Genomic DNA, 23,713 nt, shown 5'->3' with positions numbered 1-23,713 from the left:
CTTCACGGGCCGTCATGGCCGACTCGTACTTGAACTTGCCGTAGTCCATGAGCTTGCACACCGGCGGGCGGGCGTTCGCCGCCACCTCGACCAGGTCGAGGTCGTACTCCTGTGCGAGCTCAAGGGCCTTGGCAAGCGGCACGATGCCGACGGAGTACGACCTCGACCAGGTCGAGGTCGTACTCCTGTGCGAGCTCAAGGGCCTTGGCAAGCGGCACGATGCCGACCTGCTCGCCGCTGGGACCGACGAGTCGCACCTCGGGGACGCGAATCCGGTCGTTGATGCGGGGCTCGGCGCTGATGGGGCCTCCTCGGGTACACCGCGCGACCGTCTGGCGGACGACCGCGCACGAGTCTGTAATGAGTGGTGACCACCGCCGCAGAAAGCGCAAAGCGCCCCGGACGGGTCACAGGCGGGGCTCCTCACAGACCGGGAGCACCGCCGCGGAACTCCGCGGGGCGCAGCCTGACCTTTGACCCGCGGCCCGCAGGGCCACCAGGTGGGAGATCGGAGCCTCCACTTGCGGGCTGGAGTCCGCCTTCGTGCGGGCAGTCTTCAGCCGGTCGTTTCCCCAGCATACCAGCAGGCCCCGCGGAGCGCCGCCCGGCACCGCCCGGCACCGCCCGGCACCCCGCCGCACGAGCCCGCGGCCGGTACGGGCGGCCCGTACGACGGCGGGTGACGGGCGGGGCTTAGGGTGAGCCGCATGAGCGACGCCGCAGCCGCCGGGCAGCCCTTCGACCCCTCCGGCCAGAACACTCCCGACTTCGACAGCCTGACCCGCGACATCGCGGACGTCCCCGCGGTCGAGGTCATCACCACGGTGGCGGTGCACCTGATGAGCTCCGCCGCCGTCAACCTCGGACTGGCCGAGGACGGCGAGCAGCACAAGGACCTGGACGAGGCGCGGAAGCTGATCCACGCGCTGGCCGGGCTCGTCACGGCGAGCGCCACCGAGATCGGCTCCTACCACGCCGCGCCGCTGCGGGACGGCCTCAAGTCGCTCCAGCTCGCCTTCCGCGAGGCCTCCACCGTGCCCGACGAGCCCGGCCAGGGCCCCGGCGAGAAGTACACGGGCCCCGTCCACGGCTGACCCGCCCGGGACCCGGCCGGTCCCCCGACGGATCGGCCCGTCCGCACCACGCCCCGTCCGCACCCCGGCTCGCCCGCTCAGCTCACCCGCGTCTCACGGCGGGGCCTGCGGTTGGGCTGGGGATGCGTGAGCATGTGCACGTACGCCGCGATCGCCCCGCCCACCAGCGGCGCGACGATGAACATCCACAGCTGGGTCAGCGCGGCCCCGCCCGCGAAGATCGCGGGGCCCAGGCTCCTGGCCGGGTTCACCGAGGTACCGGTCAGCGGGATGCCGACCAGATGGACGACGGCCAGCGCGATACCGATGGGCAGCCCGTCGAAGCCGACGACCGCGACCTTGTGGGTGACAGCCAGCACCGTGTAGACGAACAGGAACGTCAGCACCATCTCGGCGACGAACGCGCCTCCGGTGTTGACGTGCACCGCGGAGCGGTCGCCGAAGCCGTTGCTGCCGAACGTCTCGCTCGTCTGCAGCCCTGGGACCTGCTTGGCGACCAGGAGGAGCAGCGCGGCCCCCGCGATGCCGCCGACCAGCTGCGCGACCCAGTACTTGACCGCCAGGTCCAGATCGAGGCGTCCGGCCAGGAACATCCCCAGCGTCACCGCGGGGTTCAGGTGCGAGCCGGAGATCGGGCCGACGGCGTACGCGAGCGCCAGCATCACGAAGCCGAAGGTGAGCGCGATGCCGAGCGAGCCGATGTACTCGGCGGCCAGCACGGCCGCACCCACTCCGAAGAAGACCAGGAGCAGCGTTCCCAGGAACTCCGCGGCGACCGGCTGGGGCTTGTCTTCCAGGTCCTTGAGCTGTTCCGGACTGGCCTGGAGCGACTTGACCTGCATGTCGACCTCCCGTGGGGGTCGTAGGAGCAGGCCGGGACGGTCCGTCCCGGCGCTTCCTCCCGAGTGTCCGACGCGCCCGGCCCGCTCGCACCTCGGGCGGGCCCGCCACCCCCGGGCCACGCGCCGCTCGTCCAGGTCAGGCCCGGTAGAAGGCGTTTTCGGGCAGTGCACTGCCCGGCGGGAGCAGCGCCAGGTCGAGGCCCTTGACCAGCCGGGTGCGCACCGTCTCGTCGGCGGCGAGCGCCTCCGCGACCCGGCGGGCCACGGCCGGTACCTCGGCGCCCGGCCGCAGCGCGAGGGCCAGCGTGCCGTCGCCCGTGGAGTCGCCGGGCGCCAGGTGGGCGCCGGCGATCTGCGGCTCGGCCGCGAGCACGGCGCGCACCGCCTCGCCGAGCGCGGGGTCGTCCAGCGGGCGGGTGTGCGTGCGCCCGGCGGCGAGCGCCTGGAGCGCGGGCCCGGCCAGCTCGTAGGTCACGGGGCCTGCCAGGTCCAGCACCACGGTGTCGGCCTGCTCGTGGGCAGCCGCCTGCAGCGCCTGGTGGAGCGGTACGGCGACGGGCCGCGCGTCGGGACGCCAGCGGGCCAGCGCCTCGGTGGAGGTGAAGGCGGGCAGCGCGCGACGCCCGCCGGGCGCGTTGAGGGTGGGCACGGCCATCTCGCTGGTCTTGTCGCGGCGCAGCCCGTCCTGGCCGGTCTCGGCCTCCGTCAGGACGGCGACGACCGGCACCAGCAGCCGCGCCCCGCTCAGCGCCTCCAGGACGCGCGATTCGGCAGCGGGCGCGCCGGGGTCGGCCTCCCACGCGGCCAGGGCCTGAGCGAGCGCGTCGTCCGCTGTGCCGTCGTCGCGGGAGAAGGCCGAGCTGGGGATGTTCTTGAGCGCCACCCGCCGAGCGTATCCGGTGCAGGGCGACGGCCCGGCGCGGGCCCTCAGGCGGGGCAGCGGCGGCGCCGGGACCGCAGCGGGCGCCCCGACGGGGTGCCGCCGGTGAGCTGCCAGGGTGAGCCGGCGGGCCTCTCCGGGGGTGAGCCGGTACGCCTCACAGCGGGCGCGGAGGCCCTCGCCGCAGGCGGGACGGCAGGCGGAAGGTGACGCCTCGGTGGACCGCGAAGGCCACGCCGATCAGCAGCGCGCCCAGCACGGCCGCTCCCAGCGCGAACCAGCCGGGACCCGCACCGTCCGCCGGGCGGGCCACGCCGAAGTACTCCTTGCCGTACTCGCCCACGCGCGGCTGCTGCTTCTCCGGCTTGACGTGCGAGCCCATCTCGATGGCTGCCGCCGGATCCACCACTCCGGTGCCGACGGCGTCGCTGCGACCGCCCTCCGGGGTGTTGCGGGCGGTGTCCGCGATCAGCTCCTTGATCTGCGCGGGGCTCAGGTCCGGATGCGCGGCGCGGACCAGCGCGACGGCGCCCGAGGTGAAGGCCGCGGCGGCGCTGGTGCCCCAGCCCTGGTAGTAGGTGCGGTCCGGGTCGGCGATGAGGATGTCCTTGCCCGGTGCCGCCACGGTGGCGTACCAGCGGCGGGTGGAGAAGGAGGCTCGCGCCCCCTTGCGGTCGACGGCGGCCACGGCGATGACGCCCGGGTAGGCGGCGGGGTAGGAGACGTGGTCACCGTCCTCGCCGCCGTTGCCCGCCGACGCGACGACGACCACGCCCTTGCGCAGTGCGTAGCGGACCGCCGCGTCCTCGTGCGGGTCGGGGTGCGCGGAGTCGCTGTCGTCCCCCAGGGAGAGGTTGATGACGTCGGCGCCGTGGTCGGTTGCCCAGCGGATGCCCTCGGCCAGCGCCGTGCCGCGCTCGTCGCGGGCCTTGGCGCGCTGCGGGTCCTGGTCCTCCAAAAGCACGCGGACGGGCAGCACATGGGCCTCGGGCGCGATGCCCAGGATGCCGTCCTCGCCGCCCTTGCCGTGCCCGTGCCCTGCGATGATCCCGGCCATGGCCGTGCCGTGCCGCGCCCAGGCGCGGTCTCCCCTGCTGGCCCCCATGCCGACCAGGTCCTTGCCCTTCAGGACGTTCTTGCGCAGGTCGGGGTGGTCGGCGTCGACGCCGGTGTCGAGCACGGCGACGGTGACGCCCTGGCCCTTGGTGGTCTTCCACGCGGCCTTCGCGTTGAGCGCTCCGAGGGCCCACTCCTGCCGCTGGAGCCCCTCGCCCTGCGCGTGCGCGGTGCCGACTGTGGCAGGGGCCACCGCCAACAGGGCGCACAGCGGGGCGAGCAGGGTACGGAGCAGACGCTTCATCGGGACTCGCCCTCCCCCCGGCCGCCCCGGGGATCGTCCGTCCCCCGGTCGCTCCGGTGCTCGTTCTTCCCCCGGTCGCTCCGGGGCTCGCCCCCGGGCTCGTCCTTGCCCTCGCCGGTCTCGTGGCCCTCGATCGTCGCCTCGCGGAGCCGCTGTTCCACGCGGTCGGCGATGCCCTGCGCGTCGTGGCCGAGCCCGGCCTGTGCGGCGGCGGAGGTCTCGCCCTTGCGGGTGGCGGCAGCGGCGGGCTGGGGGTCGGTGACGACCCGTCCGTCGGCGAAGCCGGAGACGGAGTAGACCACGACGGGCACGTCCTGGAGCACGTGGAGGGACCAACTGGCCCGCTGGGCGTCGCCGAAGTCCGCAGCGACGGTGCCGCGCGCCGCGTACGGGCGGGGCATCAGGTCGGTGCGCTCGGTCAGGTTCTGGGTGGCGAACCGCTCGCGCAGGTCGCGCATGGCGGCCGGGTCCGCCTTGGTGAACATCAGCCCGACCGTGGTGACGCGGCTGGTGGTCTCGTCGGTGTAGGTGGCCCGTACCAGCCGGGCGCAGCCCACCGGAGCGAGCGCCTCGGCCAGCAGCGGGTCGAACGCGTGGGCACAGGTGCTGTCCGGGGCGACGGCGACGCGCGTCCAGCGCCGGTCCGCGCCGCCGGGCCCCGCGTCCTTCCCCTTGAGGGTGCGCGGGAACAGTTCGTCGACGGGGATCTCGTGCCAGGCGGCCCGCGCGCCGTCGAAGCCCTGCGCGAGAGCGGGGCGTTGCTCGGTGTCCCCGCTCAGCAGCATGCCGGCGCCCGAGCCCCCCAGCAGGCCGACACCGAGCACGAGGCAGACGGCCGCGACGAGGGTCCGCACGGTCAGCGGGGAGCGCCCCTCGGACCAGCCGTCCCCGGCACCGAAGGTGTCCTCGCGGGCCGGCGAGGTGGCCGGCATGGGCGTGGCGGTTTCCGGCGGGGCGGCGCCGGGCGGGCCGCCGAACGGCGCGGAGACGGGCGGGTGCGCATGCGGCGTGGCGCGGGGAGGCTCGGTGGGCGGTGCCGGGGTGCGTGCCGCCCCGGTGCCGGGGCGGGGSKGCGCGGTGGGTGAGGACGCGGTAGCCCGGCGTCAGCGTGCCGAGCTCGGAGCCCTGCGCCGCGGCAGCGTGCCGGGCCCGGAGCCCCGCGCCGCGGCCCCGACATGACGGCGTAACACATTGCGGGGCCGTGACGCTGAGGGGAGTACGGGCGAGCCGCTGGCGTAGTGAGCCCGTGTCCGACGGCGGCCGGGGTCTCTCCTGTGGGGGGTGGCGACCCCGGCCGTCTTCGCTTTTTCGCCGGCCCGCGCCCCGCTTCCGAAGGCGCTGGGCCGGTACAGAAGGGCGGTCCGGGGGCGGTCCGGGCCGGCTCAGTCCACCCGGTTCACGAGTTTCACGAACTGGTTCCAGGACCGTTCCGGCTTCTGCGGGTCCCACAGTTTCTGTGCCGTGGCGGCGAGCGGCAGCCGGATGCCGCTCGCGACCTGTTCGGGGGTCTGCGCGTCGGCGAGGTCGCCCCACACGGAGAACCGGCCGCCGACGATGTCGTCCGCTCCGGCGTACTTGCCGGGCACGGCTTCGGTGCCCCGTACGACGGCGGGGGTCCAGCTCTCGTAGATGCGCTCGCCCGTGGGGTAGGTGAAGTTGTTGGGCTGGCCGATGACGTAGTAGAGGTACTCGTCGTTCATGTTCACCACCTCCCAGCCTTCCTTCAGGTACTCCTCGGGTTCCCGCTCGCCGTCCTCCCGGCCTGTCCAGTAGGCGACCTGGCGGGGCTTGGTGGGTTTGACGACGCCGCCGCGGTGCATGCCGTCGTTCCAGACCTGCGGCATCTTGTGGTGCTTGCGCAGGGTGGCGGCGCGGTCGTTGAGCCAGTCGGTGGCCAGGTCCTGGATCTTGGCGTTCTTGCCGAACCTGTCCTTGGCCTCCTTGGCGAGCCCGGGGTAGGTCTCCTCCGGGTTCTGCGCCATCAGCGCCTGGTACTCGTCGCCGCCGGCGTGTGCGTACTTGCCGGGGAAGAGGTCGGCGAACTCCCCGAGCAGGTCGTCGACGATCTTGGCGGCCTTCGGGTTGCTGATGTCGATGGCGCCGCGCGGGGTCTGTCCGCCGGCGCCGCGCAGCTGGAGGTCGGGGTGGGCGTCGATGACGGCGCCGAGGTGGCCGGGCGAGTCGATCTCGGGGATGACGGTGATGTGGCGGGACTGTGCGAGCTTGACGATGTCGCGGACCTGGTCCTTGGTCAGGTGGGGGGTCGAGACGATCTCGGGGTGGGTGTCGCTCTCGACGCGGAAGGCCTGGTCGTCGGAGAGGTGCAGCTGGAGCTGGTTGAGCTTCAGGTCGCCCATCTCGCGGATGCGGTCCTTGATCCAGTCGGCGCTGAAGTTCTTGCGCGCGATGTCGAGGGAGAAGCCGCGCTGCGGGCGGTCGGGGGTGTCGTGGACGGTGCCCTCGGCGAAGCGGTGCTGGGCGCGGTAGGTCTGCAGCAGGGTGCGGGTGCCGTAGAAGACGCCGGCGTCGCCGGCCGAGGTGATGGTGACCTTGCCGTCGCGGCTGGTGAGCGCGTACCCCTCGCGTCCGCCCTTGGTCTTCTTGTCGCGCTTGAGTTCGATGTCGCCCGTCCGGGCGGGCCCTGATGCGACGTCCACCTTCAGCTCGTCCGCGAGCAGTTTCGCCTCGTCCTTGAGTGAGCCGCTGTCGGTGACGACGCGGGTGTACTTGGTACGTTCCCAGCCGGGCCCGCGCACGGCGTTCCAGTCGCGCACGGAGGGTACGACGGCGGGTGCGGCGCCCACCCGGTCGGGGCCCTTGGGGGCCGGCGGCTGCGATCCGCCGTCCGCGTGCGAGGCGGAGGGCGAGCTCTCACCGCCGTCGCCGTTGTCCCCGCCTCCTCCGCAGCCGGTCAGGCCGAGCAGGCCGGCGGCGAGCGCCACCGCCAGCGCGGTGCGGGGGGCGCCGGCCCCGGTGCGGGGGGTGCCGGGGGTACCGGCACCGGCGCCGGACGTGCCGGCGGCTGACCGCCCGGACTTGTTTCGCCAGTTTCGTCCCATACGAATACGGTATTTCCCCTTTCCGGCGCTCCCCCGTCAGGTATGCGTTCCCACGCGTTCCCTTCCGGGTGAAAAACACGGGCGAGACGGCCGGTGATTCCTCCGCACGGCTACCGTGACGGAACCGGACCGCCGATCTCGGGACCTTCGGACCGCACCTTCGGACCGCACGGAGCGCATGACCCATCCCACGCCCTCACCCACGCAGTGCCGGACGCACGGACAACCGCAGCATTCGCAGGACCAAACGCAGCGCAGGACGCAGGAGCGGGCGCGGCGGCACACCCCGCTGGACCGGCTCAACCTGGCGGCCGACGGCCCTGCCGAGTCCCTGCTCCTGGACTGCTGCGGCAGCCGCCGCTGGGCGCGGCGGCTGGCCGAGCACCGCCCCTACCCGGATGTGGACGCCCTGTTGGCCGCGGCCGACGAGGCCAGCTACGACCTGACGCCCGCCGACCTGCGCGAGGCCCTGGCCGGGGAGCCGGGCGCCCACCCGCTGGAGGGCGAGCCGCAGGTGGGGGTCCTCGCCGCGCACACCGCGCTGCGGGCGGCACACGGCGCGTACGAGGAGAAGTTCGGGCACGCCTTCCTCTTCTGCCTGGACGGGTTCGCGGTGGAGGAGCGGCTGGATCACGTCCTGGCGGGGATTCGGACACGCTTGGACAACGACGCCGACGAGGAGTGGGCGGTCACCGCGGAGGAGCTGCGGCGGCTGGCCCGCGGCCGGCTGGGCCGCCTGGCGACCGGCGGCAGCACCGCGCGGGAGTGGCGCCGCTCACACCGGAGGTAGGGTCTTTCGTTTGGATCTGGCTGGATCAGGGAGCGGGCTCCGGTGCGTGCTCTCGCAAGGCGGAGGATGGGGGTCCCCCCGGCCGGAGGCTGGGGGAGAGTCCCTGCGTGGGGGCACCTCCCGGGGCGAGCGAAGCCGAGCCCTGGGGGAAGCGGCGACTGACTCCCCCAGCCTCCGGCCGGGGGTGCCCCCAGCCGCGAGAGTGCGTGCCGGGGCCCGCGAGCCCAGCCAGATCCAAACGAGAGGCCCTAGGCCGTCCGTGCCTGATTGATCACACCTGCACACCCCTGGGCGAAGGTCCCGACAGGCCGTCGCTACGATGACTGAGGCCGGTGGACCGTACCCGGCCGGGCCCGCCCGACCTCCCAAAGCCGGCAGGCCCCAATGTCCGCTCCCGGAGGGTATTTCCGTGCCGGCTGGAACGCTGTACCGCGGCCGGGAAGGAATGTGGTCCTGGGTGGCTCACCGAGTCACCGGCGTCCTCATCTTCTTCTTCCTGTTCGTGCACGTCCTCGATACCGCGCTCGTCCGCGTCTCGCCCGAGGCGTACGACGACACGATCGCCATTTACAAGACGCCCCTCGTCAACGTGATGGAGTACGGCCTGGTGGCCGCCATCCTCTTCCACGCGCTGAACGGCCTGCGGGTCATCGCGGTGGATTTCTGGTCAAAGGGCGCGAGGTACCAAAAGCAGATGCTGTGGACCGTGATGGGCGTGTGGATCGTCCTCATGGCCGGTGCCTTCTACCCGGTGCTGCAGCACACGCTGCGCACGCTGTTCGGGAGCTGATGCGTGATGTCGACGACCGAGACGACCGAAGCCGCCAAGAACGCGGAGGGGGCCAGTGGCCCCACCGACGACGTCGCGCTGTTCGACGTCGACCACCCCGCGCCCGTCATCGAGCCGCCGCGCAAGCGGACGGCGAAGACCCCGAAGGCCTCGCGCGGCAACTTCGAGATGCAGACGTGGCTGTTCATGCGCCTGTCGGGCATCGTCCTCGTGGTGCTCGTCCTGGGCCACCTGCTGATCCAGCTGGTGCTGGACGGCGGCGTGTCCAAGATCGGGTTCGCCTTCGTGGCGGGCCGCTGGGCCTCGCCGTTCTGGCAGGTGTGGGACCTGGCGATGCTGTGGCTGGCCATGCTGCACGGCGCCAACGGGCTGCGCACGGTGATCAACGACTACGCCGAGCGCGACAACACCCGCTTCTGGCTGAAGATGCTGCTGTACGTGGCCACCGTCTTCACCGTCCTGCTGGGCACGCTGGTGATCTTCACCTTCGACCCGAACATCCGCTGACGTACCGGGGCTGAAGGCTGAGGTTTTCCCGATGAGCACCGTGAACAACGTAAAGATCCACAAGTACGACACCGTCATCGTCGGCGCGGGCGGCGCGGGCATGCGTGCGGCCATCGAGTCCACCAAGCGCAGCCGCACCGCCGTGCTGACCAAGCTGTACCCGACCCGCTCCCACACCGGCGCGGCCCAGGGCGGCATGGCAGCGGCCCTCGCCAACGTCGAGGAGGACAACTGGGAGTGGCACACCTTCGACACGATCAAGGGCGGTGACTACCTGGTCGACCAGGACGCCGCCGAGATCCTGGCGAAGGAGGCCATCGACTCCGTCCTCGACCTGGAGAAGATGGGCCTGCCCTTCAACCGCACGCCGAACGGCACCATCGACCAGCGGCGGTTCGGCGGGCACTCCCGCAACCACGGCGAGGCCCCGGTGCGCCGCTCCTGCTACGCCGCGGACCGCACGGGTCACATGATCCTCCAGACGCTGTACCAGAACTGCGTCAAGGAGGGCGTGGAGTTCTTCAACGAGTTCTACGTCCTGGACCTGCTGCTGAACGAGGACGAGGGCGTCAAGAAGACGGCGGGCGTGGTGGCCTACGAGCTGGCCACCGGCGACGTGCACGTCTTCCAGGCCAAGGCCGTGGTCTTCGCCTCCGGCGGCAACGGCAAGTTCTTCAAGGTGACCTCCAACGCGCACACCCTGACCGGCGACGGGCAGGCCGCCGCGTTCCGGCGCGGGCTGCCGCTGGAGGACATGGAGTTCTTCCAGTTCCACCCGACCGGCATCTGGAAGATGGGCATCCTGCTGACGGAGGGCGCCCGCGGTGAGGGCGGCATCCTGCGCAACAAGGACGGCGAGCGCTTCATGGAGAAGTACGCGCCCGTCATGAAGGACCTCGCCTCGCGTGACGTCGTCTCCCGCGCGATCTACACCGAGATCCGCGAGGGCCGGGGCTGCGGCGCCGACAAGGACCACGTCTACCTGGACCTCACCCACCTGCCGCCGGAGCAGCTGGACGCCAAGCTGCCCGACATCACCGAGTTCGCGCGCACGTACCTGGGCATCGAGCCGTACACCGACCCGGTGCCGATCCAGCCGACCGCGCACTACGCGATGGGCGGTATCCCCACCAACGTGCAGGGTGAGGTGCTGTCCGACAACACCACCCCGATCCCGGGCCTGTACGCGGCGGGCGAGGTGGCCTGCGTGTCCGTGCACGGCGCCAACCGGCTGGGCACCAACTCGCTGCTGGACATCAACGTCTTCGGCCGCAGGGCCGGCATCGCCGCCGCCGAGTACAGCGCGACGGCGAGCTACGTCGAGCTGCCGGAGGAGCCGGCGAAGTTCGTGCTCGACGAGATCGAGAACCTGCGCGACGCCACCGGCAGCGAGCGCGTGGTCGAGATCCGCAAGGCGCTGCAGGAGACCATGGACAAGAACGTCATGGTCTTCCGTACGGAGCAGACGCTGAAGGAGGCCGTCGACGAGATCGGCTCCCTGCGCAAGCGCTACCGCGACATCAGCGTCCAGGACAAGGGCAAGCGGTTCAACACCGACCTGCTGGAGGCCATCGAGCTGGGCAACCTGCTGGATCTGGCCGAGGTCACGGCGGTCTCCGCGCTCGCCCGCAAGGAGTCGCGCGGCGGCCACTACCGCGAGGACTTCCCCAACCGCGACGACGTCAACTTCATGCGGCACACCATGGCGTACCGCGAGGTGGGCGACGACGGCAACGAGTCGATCCGGCTGGACTACAAGCCGGTCGTGCAGACCCGCTACCAGCCGATGGAGCGTAAGTACTGATGGGCACAGCGACACTAGAGAAGAACGACTCCGCCGGGCCTGTCGACTCGGCCGAGAACAGCGCCTCGCACCTGATCACCGTGACGCTGCGGATCCGCCGGTTCAATCCGGAGGTCTCCGACGAGTCGCAGTGGCAGGACTTCACCCTGGAGATCGACCCGAAGGAGCGCGTCCTGGACGCGCTGCACAAGATCAAGTGGGAGATCGACGGGACGCTGACGTTCCGCCGCTCCTGCGCGCACGGCATCTGCGGTTCGGACGCCATGCGGATCAACGGGCGCAACCGGCTGGCCTGCAAGACGCTGATCAAGGACATCGGCCCCGAGAAGCCGATCACCGTCGAGGCCATCAAGGGCCTCACGGTCCTCAAGGACCTGGTGGTCGACATGGACCCGTTCTTCCAGGCGTACCGGGACGTCATGCCGTTCCTGATCACCAGCGGCAACGAGCCGACCCGCGAGCGCTACCAGTCGGCCGAGGACCGGGAGCGGTTCGACGACACCACCAAGTGCATCCTGTGCGCGGCGTGCACGTCGTCCTGCCCGGTCTTTTGGAACGACGGCCAGTACTTCGGCCCCGCGGCCATCGTCAACGCCCACCGGTTCATCTTCGACTCGCGCGACGAGGCCGGTGAGCAGCGGCTGGAGATCCTCAACGACAAGGACGGGGTGTGGCGCTGCCGCACCACCTTCAACTGCACCGACGCCTGCCCGCGCGGCATCGAGGTCACCAAGGCCATCCAGGAGGTCAAGCGCGCGCTGATCACGCGCCGCTTCTGACGTCCCGCGTCACACCGCGCAGCGCCGGGCCCCCCGCGTGGGGGCCCGGCGCTGTGTCATGCGGGGGTCCGCGGTGGCGCGGCCCGCGGACCGGGGGACGTCACTTCGTGAGGTAGTCCAGCGAGAGGCGGGAGAAGTAGACGCCGCCGTCGTTGCCGACCTCGTAGAGGTTGCCGACGGTGCCGTCGCCGAGTACCGCCATGGTGGAGTAGCCGGCCTGGCCGGGCTTGATCACGGCGCGGTGGGGCCAGGTGGCGCCGTCGTCCTCGCTGAGGCGGACGGTGAGTTCGTTGCGGACGCTCGTAGCGGGGGTGTTGCTGAACAGCGCGGTCTTTGTCAGGCCGGGTTTGCCCGCGCCGGGGCGCAGGTAGGAGATCTCGTCGGCGTTGTTGCCCGGGTCGGGCAGCGCGTCGGCGCGGGTCATGGCGCCGAAGGCGCCCGACGCGTCGGGGGAGGTCGCGTAGTAGCGGGCGCCGCCGTTGTTGTGCCGCATGTTCTGGACGATGTCGCCGGTGCTCCGCTGGATCGCCTTGCTCTCGTTGACGTCGCTGCCCGCCTCGGCGCCGGCCCGCCAGGTCCTGCCGTGGTCGTCGCTGATGAGGTTGCCGGTGTGGGTGCCCCGCTCGTCGCGGTAGACGACCGGCTGGAGCAGGCGCCCGTCGGAGGTCTGGATGCCGTGGCCCGAGGAGGCGAACTGGTTCTTCCAGCCCGGCTGTTTGACCTGGTCGTGGACGTCGACGGGGTCGCTCCAGGTCTTGCCGTTGTCGTCGCTGGAGATGTAGGTGAGGTGCTGGCCGCCGTCGGGGCCGTCCTCGAAGAAGTTCGTCCCGGGGCGGGCGAAGTTGTAGAAGAGGAAGACCCGCCCGGTCTCGCGGTCCACGAGGAGGCTGGAGTCGCCGGTGCCGGTGTCGGTGCGGTCGGCGTGCGCGATGATGCGGGCGTCGTCCCAGGTTGCCCCGTTGTCGGTGCTGCGCCGCAGGCCCACCTGGATGTTGCCGGGCAGGTCGCCGCTGCCCTCGACGCGCGCGTCGGTGGCGGCGAGGATCGTGCCGTCGTTGGTGGTGGCCAGGGCGGGGATGCGCACGGACTTGGCCTTGCCGTCGTACTCCTTGCCGTCGTCGCCGAGCAGCCCGTGGAAGGTGGTGTCGGTGCCGAACAGCTTGGTGGTGTTGAGCTGCGGGGTGCCCTCTTCCAGGCCGCAGCCGACGGTGCCCTGCTGGGTGCGCGTGAACCCGCCCGGCGCGGTGGTGACCAGGCGGTAGGCGGTGCCGTCCGCGCGCGTCCACTCCAGTTGGGTGCTGGAGTCGGCGGCGACGGTGCGGGTGTAGTGGCCCTGGCCGTCGGGCCCTTCGACGGTGAAGGTCTGCTCGGAGTCCGACTGGTTCTCCAGGATGAGTTGCAGCTGTCCGGTCGAGCAGTTCATGGCGGTCCGCGCGTTCAGTCCGGCGGGCGCCGCGGTGGCGGGGACGGCGAGGGCCGTTCCTGCGGCTGCCGCGACGGTGAGCGCCGCGAGCCCTCTGGCGGATGTGCGCATGCGGGGGTCCTCTCTGGTGGGGGTGGAACGGCCGCAGGACGGCCGGTCAGGACAGGATCGTGCGCAGCCAGGCGCGCTGTGCGCGCTGGTGGTGTGGCCCGCCGCCCTCGTGCCCGTTGAAGGGGTAGGCGCGTAGCTCCTTCGGCCCCGCGTAGCGGTCGAAGGCGGTACGGCAGGCCGCCGGCGGGCAGATGTCGTCGCGCAGGGCGACGGAGAAGAGGGACGGGGCGCTCGCGCGGGAGGCGTGCACGGCGGCGTCCAGGTACGCGAGGGTGGCGAACGCGCCCTCGGCGCGGTCCGGGTACAGGCTCAGGTACGCGGCGATCTCGGTGTAGGGCGGCTGCTCGGCTTCGGCGACGCCTCGCGGGATGTCGCTGAGGAACGGCACGTCCGGCAGGACGGCGGCGAGCCCCGGCACGAGTCCGGAGACGGCCAGGGCGATGCCGCCGCCCTGGCTGACGCCGGTGACGGCGACGCGTTGGGGGTCGATGGCGGGGTGGGCGCGGGCGGTGGCGACGCAGCGGACGGCGTCGGTGAACAGCCGCCGGTAGTAGTGGCCTTCGGGGTTCTCCAGGCCGCGGGTGAGGAAGCCGGGGACGGCTCCGGGCGGGGCCGGTACCGGGTCGGGGGTGTCGCCGACGGCCGCCGACCAGCCCTGGCCGCGGGTGTCCATGAGCAGGTGGGCGTAGCCGTCGCAGGCCCACAGGGTGTTCTCGTGCTCCAGGCCTCTGCCGCGCCCGTATCCGAGGAACTCCACGACGCAGGCGAGCCCGCGGCCCGTGCGGGCGGCGCGTTCCTCGGCTCCGGCCGGCATTCTCAGCCAGGCCCGGACGGGCGCGCCGCCGAATCCCGTGAAGGTGACGTCGTAGGTGTCCAGGAGGGTTGGACCGCAGTCCACGGGGGTGAAGCGGGGCGGCTGCGCGTGGCTGTCGGCTTCCTTCAGGGTGCGGGTCCAGAAGGCGTCGAAGTCGTCGGGTTCGCGCAGGGCCGGGACGGCGGACAGGCGTGCGGGGTCCGGGGAGGGCATCGGCGGGGCTGGCCTCTCTGTCCGACGTCCCGAGGGACAGCTCCCACCCGGGTGAGATGACGTCAGACGTCTCATGTTTGTGGGACCCTAGAGAGGCCTCCCGGGTGCGTCAAGAGCGCGGACCGCGGCTCACCCCGCGGGGACGGGCCCCCGCCCGTCGCGCGGAACCCTGCCGGCCCGTGCCGCACGGGAGTCGGCGAGCCTGCGGCGCAGCGGCGCGTAGTGGTCGGCGAGCGCAGCGGCCAACTCCTCCGCGTCGCCCGCGCGTGCCGCGTCGGCGATGCGCTGGTGGGCGGCGATGGTGTCCTGCTCGTCCTCCGCGCTGACGACGTTCAGATACGGCGCCACGACCGTGTAGACGTCCCAGAACGCCATGGACAGCTGGCCGATCAGCGCGTTGCCCGAGGCTCCGACGAGGTGGGCGTGGAAGGCGCGGTCCGACTCGACGAAGCCGGTGCCGCCCTTGGCCCCGCTCTCCCGCATCCGGCGCACGAGCCCGTCCAGGGTGTCGAGGTAGGCGTGGTCGGCGGCGCCGGTGAACTTCGCGACCATGCCGCGCTCGAACAGCTCGCGCGCCTCCAGCAGGTCGGCCATCACCTGCATGTCGTCGTCGACGCTGAGCATGCCGCGGAAGGTCAGCGACTCGACCAGCGCCGACAGGCTCAGCCGTCCGACGTAGGTGCCGTGGCCGTGCCGCACCTCCACGATGTCGAGCGCGTGGAGGGTTTTGACGGCCTCCCGGACGCTGGACCTGCTGGCGTCCAGCTCCTCGCACAGCGTGGCCTCCGTTGGCAGGGGATCGCCCGGCCTGAGCCGGTTGTGGAGGATGTAGCGCTTGATCCCCTCGGTCACTTCCTGCCGTAGCAACTGCCGGCCGGTACGCCCCGCGTTCATTTCGTGACCTCCCACCCTCTTGACCCTTCTTCCGTCACCGGGCTAGCTTCCGGCCATCATCAGACATCATACGTCTGATGCCCCCTCTTCTGTGTGCTGTGCACCTGCCCCACCCCCTCGTGTGGAGGAACTATGCCGGATCGGAAACCCGCCGCCGTCGAGCGGCGGACCTTCCTCCGCATGAGCGGTGCCCTCGGCGCCGCGACCGCTTTCACGGCAAGCCTGTCGGCGTGCGGTGGTCCCGACTCGACGGTGTTCGCGGGGCAGGAGGCCGGCCGGGACACGATCGAAGCCGGCATCTCCTACACCCTCTCCACCGGCTTCGACCCGATGATCACCTCCGGCGCCACGCCCTTCGCCGCCAACATGCACCTCTTCGAGGGCCTCGTCGACCTCGACCCGGCCACCTTGGAGGCCCGCCCCGGGCTGGCCACCGCGCTCCCGAGCAAGGTCGACGAGAGGACCTACCGCGCCACCCTCCGGGACGGCGCCACCTGGCACGACGGTTCCGCGGTGACCACCGAGGACGTCGTCTTCAGCTTCGAGCGCGTCATGGACCCCGACAACGCCTCCGTGATGGCGCAGTTCATCCCCTTCCTCGACAAGGTCGAGGCCGTGGACGCGCGCACGGTCGAGTTCACGCTGAAGCATCCCTTCGCGCTGTTCCCCTCCCGGATATCCGTGGTCAGAATCGTGCCGAAGAAGATCGTGGAGAGGGACTCCAAGCGGTTCGACGCCCACCCGGTCGGCTCGGGCCCCTACCGGTTCGTCAAGGCCGTCCGCGAGGACCGCATCACGTTCGCCAGGTGGGACGAGTACAACGGCGAGCATCCCGCCCGGGCGAAGAAGATGGTGTGGCGGCTGATCTCCGACCCCTCGGCGCGGGTCAGCGCGCTGGAGTCGGGGCGGGTCCAGGCCATCGAGGACGTACCGTACCTGGACATCCCGCGCATGAAGGAGTTCAGCACCGTGCGGTCGGTGCTCTCCTTCGGGCTGCTGTTCCTGATGTTCAACTGCTCCCGCAAGCCCTTCGACGACAAACGCGTGAGGCAGGCGCTGCACTACGCCGTCGACACCGAGAAGCTCATCCGGATCGCCCTGCTGGGCGGCGCGGACCCGGCCGTCGGCTACCTCCAGCGCGACCACCCCGACCACCGCAGGGCCGCGGCGGTCTACGACTACGACCCGGCCCGCGCCAGGAAGCTGCTGGACGAGGCGGGCGTCCGCGGGCTCTCGGTGAAGCTGCTGGTCACCGACACCGCATGGGTCAACGACGCGGCTCCGCTGATCAAGGAGGGCTGGGACGCCGTGGGGGTGCGCACCTCGCTCGACATCGCCCAGTCCCCCGCCCAGTACGCCAAGGTCGACCGGGGCGGGTACCAGGCGCTGCTCGCCCCCGGCGACCCCTCGGTCTTCGGCAACGACGTCGACCTGCTGATGCGCTGGTTCTACAACGGCCTGTGGCCCACCACGCGCTACAAGTGGGACAAGGACCCGGCCTACGACAAGCTCACCTCCCACCTCGACGACGCCGCGCGCGCCGAGGACGAGAAGGAACGCGACCGGCTGTGGGCCAGGGCCCAGGACCTGGTCGCCGAGCACGTGCCGCTCTACCCGCTGCTGCACCGCAGGCTTCCCAGCGCCTGGGACGAGGGGAAGCTGACGCGGTTCGAACCCCTGCCCACCACGGGGCTCTCCTTCCTCGACACCGCACGCGCCTGACCGGGACACCGCGCCCGCCCGACCTGCCGCGCCGCCCGCAACCGCGCGGGTCGCCGCCCGGCACCGCGCCGGTCCTCGCCCGGGCCGCGGCCCGTCCGGCCACCGCCCACCGACCTCCCACCCGCTAGGGACACGACGATGGTTGCTTTCCTCCGGCTCGCTGCGCGCCGGATCGCGATGCTGCCTGTGATGATCCTCGGCATCACGCTGATGGTCTTCGTGGTCATGCAGTTCTCGCCGACCGACCCCGCCTACAACGCGCTCGGTGAGGGCGCCTCCGCCCAGGCCCGCGAGGCCTTCGCCGAGGAGCACGGGCTCAACGACCCGCTGTTCGTGCGCTACTTCCGGTTCCTCGGGGACCTGCTGCACCTGGATCTGGGGGCGACGGTGCCGCCGAGCACGCCCGTCGCGGACCGGATCGCCACGGCCTTCCCGCTGACCTTCCAGCTGACGCTCTTCAGCCTCGTCCTCGCGATCGTCTTCGCCGTGGTGTTCGGCGTCATCGGCGCCGTGTGGCGCGACCGCTGGCCCGACCAGGTCGTGCGGGTGGTCTCGATGGCCGGGGTGGCCATCCCCTCCTTCTGGCTCGGCGTGCTGCTCATCCAGCAGTTCGCGCTCAACACGCCGCTCTTCCCGACGGGCGGCTACACCAATCCGGCCGACTCGTTCACGGGCTGGCTGCACACGATGACGCTGCCCGCGGTCTCGATCGCGCTGGCCGTCTCCGCCTCGCTGGCCCGGCTGGTGCGCACCTCGCTGGTCGCGGAGCTGGAGCGCGACTACGTGCGCACCGCGCGCGGCAACGGCCTGCCTGAGGGCATGGTGCTGCGCTCCGCGCTGCGCAACGCGTTGGTCAACCCGCTGACCGTGCTGGGCATCAAGGTCGGCTACATGCTCAGCGGCGCCGTCGTCATCGAGGCGATCTTCGACCTGCCCGGCATGGGCAAGCTCATCCTGGAGGGCGTCACCGGCAACGACACGGCGCTGGTGCAGGGCACCGTGCTGACGATCGCTGTGGCCTTCCTGGTCGTCAACGTGCTCGTCGACCTTCTCTCTCTGCTGGTCAACCCGCGTATCAGGACGGTGTGAGATGTTCAGTGCGCGTGTGAGGAAGCTGGCCCGCCCGGGAATCCGCTTCCGCTCCCTCCCGCTGACCTCCCGCGTCAGCCTGGGCCTTCTGCTGCTCGTCGTGCTCGGCGCCGTGCTGGCCCCGCTGCTGACGCAGGACCCGCTGGCCATGGACCAGCCCGTCCAGGCACCCGGCTCCGAGCACCTGTTCGGCACCGACCGGGCGGGCCGCGACGTCTTCGCCCGGGTCCTGCACGGCGCCCGCTACTCGCTGATCATCGGGCTGGGCGCGACCGCCGTCGCCCTGGTGGCAGGCGGCGTCCTCGGCTCGCTGGCCGCCACCTCGCACAAGTGGGCCGACGAGGCCGTCATGCGCGTGCTCGACGTGGTGATGTCCTTCCCGCCGATCGCGCTCGCCGCCGTCCTGGTGGCCGTCTTCGGCACCAGCATCCCCGTCATCATCCTGACCATCGCCGTCGTCTACACCCCCTCGCTGGCCCGCGTCGTGCGCGCCAACGTCATGGAGCAGTACGGCGAGGACTACGTCGCCGCCGAACGGGTCATCGGCGCCAGGCGGGGCCACATCGTGCTGCGGCACGTGGCCGTCAACTGCGCGGCCCCCGTCATGGTGTTCGCCACCGTCATGGTCGCCGAATCGATCATCTTCGAGGCCAGCCTCTCCTTCATCGGCGCCGGCGTGCAGGACCCCGACCCCAGCTGGGGCAGCGTGCTGTCCTACGGCCGCGACATCCTGCTGGCCGGCGGCTGGTGGGCGACCTTCTTCCCCGGCCTGGCCGTCCTGGTGACCGTGCTGGCGCTCAACGTCCTCTCCGAGGGCATGACCGACGCCGCCGCCGCGCCCGCCCCCGGCTCGGACACCGCCRCCCCGGCCCCCCGGGTCGCGGACGAGCGGGCGGCCGACGCCTACGACCGCGAGGCGGCCGGCCCGGCAGTGGTCAGGCAGGCACTGGCCGAGCTCGCCGAGCGGCGCTCCACCCGTCCGCCGGCGCTCAGACCCGTCCCCGAGGACGCGCCCACGCTGCTGTCCGTGCAGAACCTCTCCATCCGCTTCCCCGACCGCTACGGCGACGTCGCCGTCGTCGACGACGTCTCCTTCACGGTCCGCGAGGGGGAGACGCTCGGCCTGGTCGGCGAGTCCGGATGCGGCAAGAGCATCACCAGCCTCGCCGTCATGGGCCTGCTGGCGCCCACCGCACGGACCAGCGGCAGCATCCGCTACCAGGGCAAGGATCTGCTGCGGCTCGGCTCCCGCGAGCGGCGCACGCTGATGGGCCCGCAGATCGCGATGGTCTACCAGGACGCGCTCTCCTCCCTCAACCCCTCGGTCCTCGTCGGCAGGCAGCTCGGCCGCCTCACCTCCCGCGGCGGCACGAGAACACCCTCCGAGCTGCTGGAGCTGGTGGGCCTCTCCCCCGCGCGCACCCTGCGCAGCTACCCGCACGAGCTGTCCGGCGGCCAGCGCCAGCGCGTCCTGATCGCCATGGCGCTCTCCCGCAACCCCCGGCTGCTGATCGCGGACGAGCCCACCACGGCCCTGGACGTGACCGTCCAGGCCCAGGTGGTCGAGCTGCTGGAGCGGTTGCAGAAGGAGCTGGGCTTCGCGATGGTCCTCGTCTCCCACGACCTGGCCCTCGTCGGCGACCTGGCCCACCGGGTGGCGGTGATGTACGCGGGCCGCATCGCCGAGACCGGCGGGACCGACGCGCTGCTGACCGCACCCGCACACCACTACACCCGCGGCCTGCTCGGCTCGGTCGTCTCCCTGGAGGCCGGTGCCCGGCGGCTGCACCAGGTGCCCGGCGTCGTACCGGCGCCGCGCGGCTTCGGCGCAGGCTGCCGCTTCGCCTCGCGCTGTGCCGCCGCCACCGACGTGTGCCGCACCACCACGCCCGCCCTGGAGGAGCGGGGCACGAGCAGTGCACACGGCTTCGCCTGCCACCACCCCGCGGGGGACGGGGCGGACGAGCCGAGCCTGGAGGGGAGCACCCGATGATCCGTCTCGAGAACGTCCACGTCCGCCACCGGGCCCGCAGCGGCGGCCTCTTCCACCGGGACACGGTGTACGCACTGACCGACGTCTCCCTCCAGGTGCGGCGCGGGGAGATCCTCGGCCTGGTGGGCGAGTCGGGGTGCGGCAAGTCGACCCTGGCCCGGGTGCTGACAGGGCTGCAAAAGCCCTCCCAGGGCACGGTGACCTTCCGCGGCGAGAACCTGTGGGGACTGCCGGAGTCGCGGCGGCGCGGCGAGTTCGGCTCCTCGGTCGGCGTCGTCTTCCAGGACCCGTCCACGGCGCTCAACCCGCGGCTGTCCGTGCAGCGCATCCTGCGCGACCCGCTGGACGTCCACCGCAAGGGCACCCCCCAGCAGCGGGACGCGAGGGTGACCGAGCTTCTCGACCTCGTCGGCCTGCCCCCGCACACCCGCACCTCCCTGCCGGGACAGCTCTCCGGCGGCCAGCGGCAGCGCGTGGCCATCGCCCGCGCGCTGGCGCTGGAACCCGAGCTGATCGTGGCGGACGAGCCGACCAGCGCCCTGGACGTCTCCGTACGCGCCCAGGTCCTCAACCTCCTGGTGGACCTGCGCGAGAGGCTCGGCCTGGGCATGGTGTTCGTCTCGCACGACATCCAGACGGTGCGGTACCTCTCCGACCGGCTGGCCGTGCTCTACCTGGGCCGCGTCGTCGAGGAGGGCCCCTCGGCCGGCGTCACCGCCTCCCCCGCCCACCCCTACACCGAGGCGCTGCTCTCGGCGACCCCCAGCCTGCTGGAGACGACCGAGCGCATCGTGCTCAGCGGTCCCGTGCCGTCCGCCACGCACCCGCCGCGCGGCTGCCCCTTCAGCACCCGGTGCTGGAAGGCGGACGACGCCTGCACGGCGGCCTTCCCCGCTCAGTCTCTCGGTCAGGCCGGGCACCGGTGGCACTGCGTCCATCCGATGACGGGTGAGCCGGGCGCGGCCACCGGTGCGGGGCCCGCGCCCGCGGGTTCCGCGACCACTCTCACGAGGAGCAGCGAGTGAGCACCGCCGCCGCCGGCCCGTTCACGGGTGTCATCCCACCGGTCGTCACCCCGCTCACCGAGGAGGGCGCGGTCGACACCGCCTCGCTGGAGCGCCTGGTGGGCCACCTGATCGAGAGCGGCGTGTCGGGGCTGTTCGCGCTGGGCAGCTCGGGCGAGACCGCGTACCTGACCCACGAGCAGCAGGAGACCGTGCTGGAGACGGTGATCGGCGCGGCGGCCGGGCAGGTGCCCGTGCTGGCCGGGGCCATCGAGACCGCCACCTCGCGTGTCGTCGAGCGCGCCAGGGTCGCCCAGAAGGCGGGGGCGGCCGGGATCGTGGCCACCGCACCCTTCTACACCCGCACCCACGCGGGCGAACTCGCCCCGCACTTCCGGGCGGTGGCCGCCGCCCTCGAGGTGCCGCTGTTCGCCTACGACGTCCCGGTGTGCGTCCACACCAAGCTGGAGCCAGGGCTGCTGCTCCAGCTGGCCGCCGAGGGCGTACTGGCCGGTGTGAAGGACTCCAGCGGGGACGACGTCTCCTTCCGCAAGCTGCTGCTGGGCGCCCGCACCCTGGGCGGGCGCCGGGGCTTCTCCGCGCTGACCGGGCACGAGGTGGTCGTGGACGGCATGCTGCTGGCGGGCGCCGACGGCGTGGTGCCGGGCCTCGGCAACGTGGACCCGCGCGGTTACGTGCGGCTCTACGAGGCGGCCCGGCGCGGTGACTGGGCGACCGCGCGGGCCGAACAGGACCGGCTCGCGGCCCTGTTCGCGCTCGTCGACGCGGTCGAGCCGGGAACGGCCTCGGGCACCACCGCGGGGCTGGGCGGCTTCAAGACCGCACTCGCGCTCCTCGGGCTGATCGACACCCCCGCGGTCAGCGCCCCGATGCGCCCGCACACCCCCGCGGAGACCGCCCGCGTGCGCGCCTGCCTGGAGGGGGCAGGACTGCTGTGAGCCGCTCACCGAGCGGCGGCTGAGGCGCGTCAGGACACCACGTCGCGGACGAAACGCAGCGAGGCCTCGAACACGTCGTCCACCTCGCTCTCCTCGGCGCCGAACCAGCCGTGGTCGGCGCCGGGGACGAGGCGGAGGCGGGCGGAGCCGCCCGCCTGACGGAGCGCCGCCGCCAGGTCCTCGCTGTGCGAGGGGTCCACCATCGTGTCGGCCGCGCCGTGCGCCAGGAAGAACGGCGGGGCCTGCGCGTGTGCCTGCCGCAACGGGGACGCCGCGTGGGCGAGTCCGGGCACGTCGGCGGGCGCGCCACCCAGCAGGCGGGCCTCGGGGGTGTCGGGGCTCGCGGGCGAGAAGCCGCCCCGCGGAGCGGTGAGGTCGCTGGGCCCGTACCAGACGACGGCGCCGACCAGCGGCGGCCCGGCGGACGTCGGCCGCGGCTCGGAGCCTGCCGGTTGCGGCTCGGGGGGCGTAGGTCGCGGCTCGGAGCCTGCCGGTTGCGGCTCGGGGCGGGTCAGGGCCAGCAGCGAGGCGAGGTGCCCGCCCGCCGACTCCCCCCAGGCCACCGTCCGGCCCGTGTCGATCCCCAGTTCGGCCGAGCGCCGGGTCAGCCACCGCAGGGCGGCACGCAGGTCCTCCAGCGGGGCGGGGAAGGAGGCCTCGCCGCTGAGCCGGTAGTCGACGCAGGCGACCGCGCATCCGGCCGCCGCGATCCGGGCGAACGGCCCTGGCCGCCAGTCGCGGGTCCGCATCCCCAGGTCGTCGCGCCGCCCCCGCATCCACGCTCCCCCGTGCGCGTACAGCACCACGGGGGCGGGCTCCTTTCCCGACCCCTCCGCGGGCAGCCACAGGTCGAGCTCCAGCGGGCGCACCCGCTCGGGCAGGGCGTAGGGCACGCCGCGCAGCATCCGCACGCCGGCCTCCAGGGCCGCGGCGGGCGGCAGCGGGGCGACGTCCGGGTGCGGTGCCGGGATCGCCTTCAGCAAGGCGGGATCGAGGGGGGTCACGTCGTCCTCCACTGGTGGTCGGGCAGGAAGCGCACGTCGTACCGCTCGGGCACGGTGGCGAACGCGTGCGGCGCGGGAACGACCGGCTCGGGCGGCACACCGTGGCGCTCGGTGGGCGCCCCCATACTCTCGAAGAACCGCTCGAAGGTGCCGCCGGGGCCCGCCGCGACGCCGACGACCTGGCTGTGGTGCCGCTCCATGCGGTAGGCGTGCGGGCAGTTCTTCGGCACGAACCCGAAGTCGCCCGGCGTGAGCACCCGTTCGAGCTGCTCGCCCGCGGTGTCCTCGACGAACAGGCGGACCGCGCCCTGGGTGACGTAGAAGACCTCGTAGGTGTCCGCGTGGACGTGGGCGGGGATGAGATCGCCCTTGGGCCCCTCGACGGTGAAGAAGTTGAAGAGGTTCTCGGTCTGCTCGCCGCCCGCGTAGACGGTGATCAGGTCGCCGAAGAGGTGGGCGCGGTCGCCCTCGCCCTTCTCGATGACGTACGGCGTGCCCGGCTCGGCGGGGATGCGGGAGGCGGGGCGGYGGCGGGTGGCGTACTCGGCGGTCATGGGGGCCTCCGTGGGGGGAGTGCGCCAA

Annotated in this window: 21 protein-coding genes and 1 pseudogene; 11 read left to right on the top strand and 11 right to left on the bottom strand. The window is 72.4% G+C overall.

The genetic code is table 11. The features are described 5' to 3' along the window. Positions 1–302 (bottom strand): annotated as a pseudogene (infC, locus tag AB8Z75_RS13955) (translation initiation factor IF-3); the annotation flags it as partial. 405 nt (positions 303–707) lie between these two features. On the opposite strand from infC, the gene AB8Z75_RS13950 reads away from it, so the two are divergent. Next, positions 708–1,094 (top strand): DUF1844 domain-containing protein, encoded by a 387-nt coding sequence (locus tag AB8Z75_RS13950; RefSeq protein WP_369201820.1) that lies wholly within the window; start codon positions 708–710, stop codon positions 1,092–1,094. 77 nt (positions 1,095–1,171) lie between these two features. On the opposite strand, the gene AB8Z75_RS13945 is transcribed toward AB8Z75_RS13950, so the two are convergent. The 5 genes from AB8Z75_RS13945 to AB8Z75_RS13925 all read right to left on the bottom strand — a co-directional run bounded on the left by AB8Z75_RS13945 (position 1,172) and on the right by AB8Z75_RS13925 (position 7,235). Then, positions 1,172–1,936 carry an MIP family channel protein gene (locus tag AB8Z75_RS13945; RefSeq protein WP_369201819.1) on the bottom strand — a complete coding sequence of 255 codons (765 nt, stop codon included), beginning with the start codon at positions 1,934–1,936 and terminating at the stop codon, positions 1,172–1,174. A 136-nt stretch (positions 1,937–2,072) separates the two neighbouring features. Next, positions 2,073–2,819: an SseB family protein gene (locus AB8Z75_RS13940; RefSeq protein ID WP_369201818.1), complete on the bottom strand. Its 747-nt coding sequence runs from the start codon at positions 2,817–2,819 to the stop codon at positions 2,073–2,075. A gap of 154 nt (positions 2,820–2,973) precedes the next feature. Further along, on the bottom strand, positions 2,974–4,176 hold the full coding sequence (gene mycP, locus AB8Z75_RS13935; RefSeq protein ID WP_369201817.1) for a type VII secretion-associated serine protease mycosin: 1,203 nt from the start codon (positions 4,174–4,176) through the stop codon (positions 2,974–2,976). After that, complete coding sequence (locus AB8Z75_RS13930) at positions 4,173–5,108, bottom strand: hypothetical protein (RefSeq protein ID WP_369201816.1); 936 nt, start codon at positions 5,106–5,108, stop codon at positions 4,173–4,175. Before AB8Z75_RS13930 ends, mycP begins: the two co-directional genes overlap by 4 nt. A 450-nt stretch (positions 5,109–5,558) precedes the next feature. Next, the gene (locus AB8Z75_RS13925; protein ID WP_369201815.1) at positions 5,559–7,235 is read right to left on the bottom strand and encodes a glycoside hydrolase family 20 protein; all 1,677 of its coding nucleotides are present in this window, start codon (positions 7,233–7,235) and stop codon (positions 5,559–5,561) included. Positions 7,236–7,413: 178 nt separating this feature from the next. On the opposite strand from AB8Z75_RS13925, the gene AB8Z75_RS13920 reads away from it, so the two are divergent. The 5 genes from AB8Z75_RS13920 (at position 7,414) to AB8Z75_RS13900 (ending at position 11,905) form a co-directional block, all read left to right on the top strand. Beyond that, the gene (locus AB8Z75_RS13920) at positions 7,414–8,025 is read left to right on the top strand and encodes a 2-oxo-4-hydroxy-4-carboxy-5-ureidoimidazoline decarboxylase (protein ID WP_369201814.1); all 612 of its coding nucleotides are present in this window, start codon (positions 7,414–7,416) and stop codon (positions 8,023–8,025) included. A gap of 409 nt (positions 8,026–8,434) precedes the next feature. Next, positions 8,435–8,815, top strand: coding sequence for a succinate dehydrogenase, cytochrome b556 subunit (gene sdhC, locus AB8Z75_RS13915; protein WP_114015473.1), 381 nt, complete (start codon positions 8,435–8,437; stop codon positions 8,813–8,815). Between the two features lie 6 nt (positions 8,816–8,821). Continuing rightward, the gene (locus AB8Z75_RS13910; RefSeq protein WP_369201813.1) at positions 8,822–9,322 is read left to right on the top strand and encodes a succinate dehydrogenase hydrophobic membrane anchor subunit; all 501 of its coding nucleotides are present in this window, start codon (positions 8,822–8,824) and stop codon (positions 9,320–9,322) included. 31 nt (positions 9,323–9,353) lie between these two features. Then, a complete protein-coding gene (gene sdhA / locus AB8Z75_RS13905; protein WP_369201812.1) occupies positions 9,354–11,126 on the top strand; it encodes a succinate dehydrogenase flavoprotein subunit in 1,773 nt (590 codons plus the stop codon). Further along, positions 11,126–11,905 (top strand): succinate dehydrogenase iron-sulfur subunit, encoded by a 780-nt coding sequence (locus AB8Z75_RS13900; RefSeq protein WP_369201811.1) that lies wholly within the window; start codon positions 11,126–11,128, stop codon positions 11,903–11,905. Before sdhA ends, AB8Z75_RS13900 begins: the two co-directional genes overlap by 1 nt. Before the next feature lie 100 nt (positions 11,906–12,005). Here AB8Z75_RS13900 and AB8Z75_RS13895 read toward each other — a convergent pair whose 3' ends face one another. The 3 genes from AB8Z75_RS13895 to AB8Z75_RS13885 all read right to left on the bottom strand — a co-directional run bounded on the left by AB8Z75_RS13895 (position 12,006) and on the right by AB8Z75_RS13885 (position 15,360). Then, positions 12,006–13,439 carry an exo-alpha-sialidase gene (locus tag AB8Z75_RS13895; RefSeq protein ID WP_369201810.1) on the bottom strand — a complete coding sequence of 478 codons (1,434 nt, stop codon included), beginning with the start codon at positions 13,437–13,439 and terminating at the stop codon, positions 12,006–12,008. 46 nt (positions 13,440–13,485) lie between these two features. After that, positions 13,486–14,466: an acetylxylan esterase gene (locus AB8Z75_RS13890; protein WP_369201809.1), complete on the bottom strand. Its 981-nt coding sequence runs from the start codon at positions 14,464–14,466 to the stop codon at positions 13,486–13,488. A 129-nt stretch (positions 14,467–14,595) separates the two neighbouring features. Then, positions 14,596–15,360, bottom strand: coding sequence for a FadR/GntR family transcriptional regulator (locus AB8Z75_RS13885; protein WP_369201808.1), 765 nt, complete (start codon positions 15,358–15,360; stop codon positions 14,596–14,598). Positions 15,361–15,492: 132 nt separating this feature from the next. On the opposite strand from AB8Z75_RS13885, the gene AB8Z75_RS13880 reads away from it, so the two are divergent. From AB8Z75_RS13880 to AB8Z75_RS13860, 5 genes are all read left to right on the top strand, one after another. After that, on the top strand, positions 15,493–17,082 hold the full coding sequence (locus AB8Z75_RS13880; RefSeq protein ID WP_369201807.1) for an ABC transporter substrate-binding protein: 1,590 nt from the start codon (positions 15,493–15,495) through the stop codon (positions 17,080–17,082). Between the two features lie 138 nt (positions 17,083–17,220). After that, entirely contained in the window at positions 17,221–18,171 is a 951-nt protein-coding gene (locus AB8Z75_RS13875; RefSeq protein ID WP_369201806.1) for an ABC transporter permease, read from the top strand. Position 18,172: 1 nt separating this feature from the next. Then, the gene (locus AB8Z75_RS13870) at positions 18,173–20,164 is read left to right on the top strand and encodes a dipeptide/oligopeptide/nickel ABC transporter permease/ATP-binding protein (RefSeq protein WP_369201805.1); all 1,992 of its coding nucleotides are present in this window, start codon (positions 18,173–18,175) and stop codon (positions 20,162–20,164) included. Then, positions 20,161–21,189: an oligopeptide/dipeptide ABC transporter ATP-binding protein gene (locus AB8Z75_RS13865; protein ID WP_369201804.1), complete on the top strand. Its 1,029-nt coding sequence runs from the start codon at positions 20,161–20,163 to the stop codon at positions 21,187–21,189. The genes AB8Z75_RS13870 and AB8Z75_RS13865 overlap by 4 nt, the downstream gene beginning before the upstream one ends. Further along, positions 21,186–22,127, top strand: a complete 942-nt coding sequence (locus AB8Z75_RS13860; protein ID WP_369201803.1) for a dihydrodipicolinate synthase family protein — start codon at positions 21,186–21,188, stop codon at positions 22,125–22,127. The genes AB8Z75_RS13865 and AB8Z75_RS13860 overlap by 4 nt, the downstream gene beginning before the upstream one ends. 29 nt (positions 22,128–22,156) lie before the next feature. Here AB8Z75_RS13860 and AB8Z75_RS13855 read toward each other — a convergent pair whose 3' ends face one another. Together AB8Z75_RS13855 and AB8Z75_RS13850 are read right to left on the bottom strand one after the other, a co-directional pair. After that, positions 22,157–23,131 (bottom strand): alpha/beta hydrolase fold domain-containing protein, encoded by a 975-nt coding sequence (locus AB8Z75_RS13855; protein WP_369201802.1) that lies wholly within the window; start codon positions 23,129–23,131, stop codon positions 22,157–22,159. Next, a complete protein-coding gene (locus tag AB8Z75_RS13850) occupies positions 23,128–23,685 on the bottom strand; it encodes a quercetin 2,3-dioxygenase (protein WP_369201821.1) in 558 nt (185 codons plus the stop codon). The genes AB8Z75_RS13855 and AB8Z75_RS13850 overlap by 4 nt, the downstream gene beginning before the upstream one ends. Between the last annotated feature and the right edge of the window lie 28 nt (positions 23,686–23,713).

It is taken from the genome of Streptomyces sp. PU-14G (genome assembly GCF_041028275.1).
Lineage (GTDB): Bacteria > Actinomycetota > Actinomycetes > Streptomycetales > Streptomycetaceae > Streptomyces.
The sequence above is the reverse complement of the archived record's forward strand: the minus strand, read 5'-3'. Positions and strand labels throughout refer to the sequence as shown.